Annotated in this window: 5 protein-coding genes; 2 read left to right on the top strand and 3 right to left on the bottom strand. The window is 71.2% G+C overall.

Annotated elements, in window-relative coordinates; genetic code table 11:
* On the top strand, positions 1 to 634 hold a 634-nt coding region (locus FV223_RS20530; RefSeq protein WP_147728740.1), incomplete at its 5' end, for a tyrosine-type recombinase/integrase.
* Positions 635 to 764: 130 nt separating this feature from the next.
* On the top strand, positions 765 to 1643 hold the full coding sequence (locus tag FV223_RS20535) for a response regulator (RefSeq protein ID WP_147728741.1): 879 nt from the start codon (positions 765 to 767) through the stop codon (positions 1641 to 1643).
* A 21-nt stretch (positions 1644 to 1664) separates the two neighbouring features.
* On the opposite strand, the gene lpdA is transcribed toward FV223_RS20535, so the two are convergent.
* The 3 genes from lpdA to odhB all read right to left on the bottom strand — a co-directional run.
* The gene (lpdA, locus tag FV223_RS20540) at positions 1665 to 3068 is read right to left on the bottom strand and encodes a dihydrolipoyl dehydrogenase (protein ID WP_147728742.1); all 1404 of its coding nucleotides are present in this window, start codon (positions 3066 to 3068) and stop codon (positions 1665 to 1667) included.
* A gap of 75 nt (positions 3069 to 3143) precedes the next feature.
* Entirely contained in the window at positions 3144 to 3896 is a 753-nt protein-coding gene (locus tag FV223_RS20545) for an SDR family oxidoreductase (protein WP_147728743.1), read from the bottom strand.
* Between the two features lie 10 nt (positions 3897 to 3906).
* Positions 3907 to 4660, bottom strand: a 754-nt coding sequence (gene odhB, locus FV223_RS20550; RefSeq protein WP_147728744.1) for a 2-oxoglutarate dehydrogenase complex dihydrolipoyllysine-residue succinyltransferase, incomplete at its 5' end; no start/stop codon positions are given.

Below are 4660 nucleotides of genomic sequence, written 5' to 3' on the forward strand. Positions count from 1 at the left end.
CGCCGTGCGCTCGCCCAAAATGGAGCGGCGCCTGCCGCGTCCGCTGCCGGTGGCGGCCGCCCGCGCCCTCACCGACGTGTCGCTGCGCGCCGACGAGGACCGCGACCCTTGGATCCTGCTGCGCGACGCGGCGGTGCTCGCGCTGCTGTACGGCGCGGGCCTGCGCATCTCGGAGGCGCTGGGGCTGGCGCGGCGCGATGCCCCGGTGCCCGGCATCGACGCGGTGACGGTGCTGGGCAAGGGCGCGAAGCAGCGGATGGTCCCGGTGCTGCCGGTGGTGGCCGAGGCGGTCGCCGCCTACCTCGCCGCCTGCCCGCACCCGCTGCCGCCGGAGGGGCCGCTCTTCGTCGGCGCCCGCGGCGGCCCGCTCTCGCCGCGGATCATCCAGTACGTCGTCGCCCGCGCCCGCGGCGCTCTCGGGCTGCCCGACAGCGCCACGCCGCACGCCCTGCGGCACTCCTTCGCGACGCATCTCCTGGCGCGGCAGGGCGAGCTGCGCGCGATCCAGGAGCTGCTCGGCCACGCCTCGCTCTCGACGACGCAGCTCTACACCAAGGTCGACGCGGCCCGCCTGATGAGCGCCTTCGACGCCACCCATCCGCGCGCCGGCCGTGCCGTGCCGACGGGGGCGTGACACGCGACGTGCATTGAGATGACACGTTGACACACTAGACAGAGCAAATAGCCGGTTCGGCCAGCCATTAAGCTTGCCGAGAGATTTGAGCGCTATTTCTCTTGTCATAGGATCGGACTGGACAGGAACCATGGCGGGCGAACACGCCGATATCGGAAGCGCGGTCCGGCCCCCGCAAGCCGGCACCGTCCTCATCGCCGATCGCGACGCGGGACGCCGGGCCGAACTCGCCGCGGTGGTGTCGCACTTCGATCCCAGGGCCGTGATCGTGCAAACGGCCTCGGGCGAGGCGCTGATCGATCTCGCCCTCGCGCACAAGCCGGCCCTGGCCTTCGTCGGCCTCCAGCTCGAAGGGGTGAGCGGCCCGGAAGCGGTGGCGGTGGCGCGCAAGCGCGGCGCCACCCTGCCCTGCCTCGTGCTGATCGCCGCCCGCGTCTTCGCGCAGTGGCAGGAACTCGCGGTCTCGCTCGGCGCCTACGAGGTGCTGAAGGTGCCCCTCGACACCGCCCACATCGAGAGCCTGCTGCACGCCGACACCCGGCGCCGGCAGCCGACGCGCATCCTGCTCGCCTCCTCGTCGGACGCGGCGCGCGCGGCGATCGGGCGGGTGCTGGCGCGCAGCGGCTTCGCCCTCGAGATCGACGAGACGGATTGCGGCCGGCACGCCCTGAAGCTCCTGAAGACCGACGCCTACCCGCTCGCCTTCGTCGACGTGAAGCTCAACGGGACCGACGGCCTCGAGCTCGCCTGCCAGGTTCAGACCCTAAACCTGACGACGCGCCTCACGATGCTGACCAGCGGCGATCCCGAGCCGATCGCCCAGGCCGCCCGCTACTTCGGCGCCACCTTCGTCCTGAAGATGCCGTTCCACGCCCGCGACATCGACCTCACGCTCCACCACGCGCTCGGTCTGCGGCGGCCGTACCTGTTGAACGCGATCACCGCGCCGCCGGCCCCGACCGCCCTCCTGCGCATCGCCGCCCTCGCCCCGGCCCGCCGCTCGGCCTGAGCGACGGGCGCGGCCGCGTCCTCAGACGTGGATCGCGCGCTTCCCGACCGCGAGCGCGGCCTCCTTCACCGCTTCCGTCAGGGTCGGGTGGGCGTGGCAGGTGCGGGCGATGTCCTCGGCCGACGCCCCGAACTCCATCGCCACCGCCACCTCGGCGATGAGGTTGCCGGCATCGGCGCCGACGATGTGGACGCCGAGCACCCGGTCGCTCGCGGCGTCGGCCAGCACCTTCACGAAGCCCTCGGTGGTGCCGTTGGCCTTGGCCCGCCCGTTGGCGGTGAAGGGGAACTTGCCCGCGTTGTAGGCGATGCCGTCCTTCTTCAGCTCCTCTTCGGTCTTCCCCACCGAGGCGACCTCCGGATAGGTGTAGACCACGTTCGGGATCACCGCGTAGTTCACGTGGCCGGACTGGCCGGCCAGGATCTCGGCCACCGCGACGCCCTCGTCCTCGGCCTTGTGCGCGAGCATCGGCCCGGCGATCACGTCGCCGATCGCGTAGATGCCGGTGACGTTGGTGGCGTAGTGGCTGTCGGTCTGGATCCGGCCCTTGTTGTCGAGCCCGACGCCGACGCCCTCGAGGCCGAGCCCCTCGGTGTAGGGCACCCGCCCGATCGCCACGAGCACCACGTCGGCCTGAAGCGTCTCGGATTCGCCGCCCGCCGCCGGCTCGACGGTGACGGTCGCGCCGCCCGCGCCGGTCGCCACGCCGGTGACCTTGGTCGAGAGCTTGAAGGCGATGCCCTGCTTGGACATGATCCGCTGGAACTGCTTGCCCACCTCGCCGTCCATCCCCGGCAGCACCCGGTCGAGATACTCGACCACGGTGACCTCGGCCCCGAGCCGGCGCCAGACCGAGCCGAGCTCGAGGCCGATCACGCCCGCGCCGATCACCAGGAGCTTCTTCGGCACCGCCGCGAGCTCGAGCGCGCCGGTGGAGGAGACCACGGTCTTCTCGTCGATCTCGACGCCGGGCAGGCGCGTCACGTCCGAGCCGGTGGCGATGACGATGTTCTTGGTCTCCAGCATCTGGTTTCCGCCGTCCTCCGACGTGACCTCGACGCGGCCGGCGCCGGCGATCCTGCCGGTGCCGCGGATGGTGTCGACCTTGTTCTTCTTCAGCAGGAACTCGACGCCCTTGGTGTTGCCGTCGACGCCGCTCTGCTTGAACCCCTGCATCTTGGCGAGGTCGAGCTTCGGCGTGCCGACCTCGATGCCGAGATCGGGAAAGTGCTTGGTCGCCTCCTCGAACGCCTCGGAGGCGTGCAGCAGCGCCTTCGACGGGATGCAGCCGACGTTCAGGCAGGTGCCGCCATGGGTCGCGCGCTTCTCGACGACGGCGGTGCGCAGGCCCAGCTGCGCGGCGCGGATGGCGCAGACATAGCCGCCGGGGCCGGTGCCGATGACGACGAGATCGTAGGTGCTCATGGTTCTGTTCGTTCCTGCATGCGCGTGCGGCGACCGCCGTGGCGGGTCGCCGCCGGATTCATTCGTTGCCGGGGATCACCGACCGCCCGAGACGTCGAGGATGGCGCCGGTGGTGTAGGCCGCCTCGTCGGAGAGCAGCCAGAGCACCGGGGCGGCGACTTCGTCGGCGGTGCCGGCGCGCCTCATCGGCACGCCCGGTCCCATCGCCGCCACCTTGTCGGGCGTGCCGCCGCTGGCATGGATCTCGGTGTCGATGATACCGGGCGCCACGGCGTTCACCCGGATGCCGGCATCGGCCACCTCGCGGGCGAGGCCGATCGTGAAGCTGTCGATCGCTCCCTTCGAGGCGGCGTAGTCGACGAACTGCCCGGCCCCGCCGAGGCGCGCCGCGATCGACGAGACGTTGACGACGGCCCCGCCCCGGCCGCCCTGCTTCGTCGACATCCGCCGCACCGCCTCGCGGGCGCAGAGGAAGCTGCCGACGACGTTGGTCGCCATCATCCGGTGGAGCCGGGCGGCGCTCATCTCGGACACGGGCGCGGAGAGATCGACCACCCCGGCATTGTTGACCAGCGCCGTGACGGTGCCGAGACGGTCGGCCGCCGCGAACAGGGTGATCACGTCGGCCTCCTCCGCCACGTCGCAGCGCACCGCGACGGCCTGGCCGCCCTCGGCTTCGATCGCCGCGACCACCGAGGCGGCCGCGGCCGCGTCGGAGACGTAGCTCAGGCAGACGCGATAGCCGTGCCGCGCCGCGAGCAGGGATACCGCACGGCCGATGCCGCGGCCGCCGCCGGTGACGACCGCGACGGCATCGGGGGTGAGCATCGCGCCGGCCTTACAGATCCAGGACGAGCCGCGCCGGATCCTCCAGCGCCTCCTTCACCCGCACCAGGAAGGTCACAGCCTCCTTCCCGTCGACGATGCGGTGATCGTAGGAGAGGGCGAGATACATCATCGGCCGCGCCTCGATCTTGCCGTTGCGGACCACCGGGCGCTCCTCGATGCGGTGCATCCCGAGGATGCCCGATTGCGGCGCGTTGAGGATCGGGGTCGACATCAGCGAGCCGTAGATGCCGCCGTTGGTGATGGTGAAGGTGCCGCCCTGCATCTCGTCGATCGAGAGCTTGCCGTCCCGGGCCTTGCGGCCGAAGCCCGAGATCGTCTTCTCGATGCCGGCGATCGAGAGGTCGTCGGCGTTGCGCACCACCGGCACGACGAGACCCTTGTCGGTCCCGACGGCGATGCCGATGTGGTAGTAGTTCTTGTAGACGAGGTCCTGCCCGTCGATCTCGGCGTTGACCGCCGGCACGTCCTTGAGCGCCCCGATCACCGCCTTGGTGAAGAAGCCCATGAAGCCGAGCTTCGTGCCGTGCTTCTTCTCGAAGACGTCCTTGTACTGCGCGCGCAGCGCCATCACCGCGCCCATGTCCACGTCGTTGAACGTGGTGAGCATCGCGGCGGTGTCCTGCGCGTCCTTGAGGCGGCGAGCGATGGTCTGGCGCAGCTTGGTCATCCGCACCCGCTCCTCGCGGGCGGCGTCGTCCGGCTTCGAGGCCGGGCGCGGCGGCGTCGGGCGCGCCTCCTTGGCC

The sequence above is a fragment of the Methylobacterium sp. WL116 genome (assembly GCF_008039455.1).
GTDB lineage: Bacteria > Pseudomonadota > Alphaproteobacteria > Rhizobiales > Beijerinckiaceae > Methylobacterium.

Bases quoted from the DNA above. Each gene is read 5' to 3' on its own strand.
- lpdA (WP_147728742.1), bottom strand. From the start codon at position 3,068: ATGAGCACCTACGATCTCGTCGTCATCGGCACCGGCCCCGGCGGCTAT.
- FV223_RS20535 (WP_147728741.1), top strand. From the start codon at position 765: ATGGCGGGCGAACACGCCGATATCGGAAGCGCGGTCCGGCCCCCGCAA.
- FV223_RS20545 (WP_147728743.1), bottom strand. From the start codon at position 3,896: ATGCTCACCCCCGATGCCGTCGCGGTCGTCACCGGCGGCGGCCGCGGC.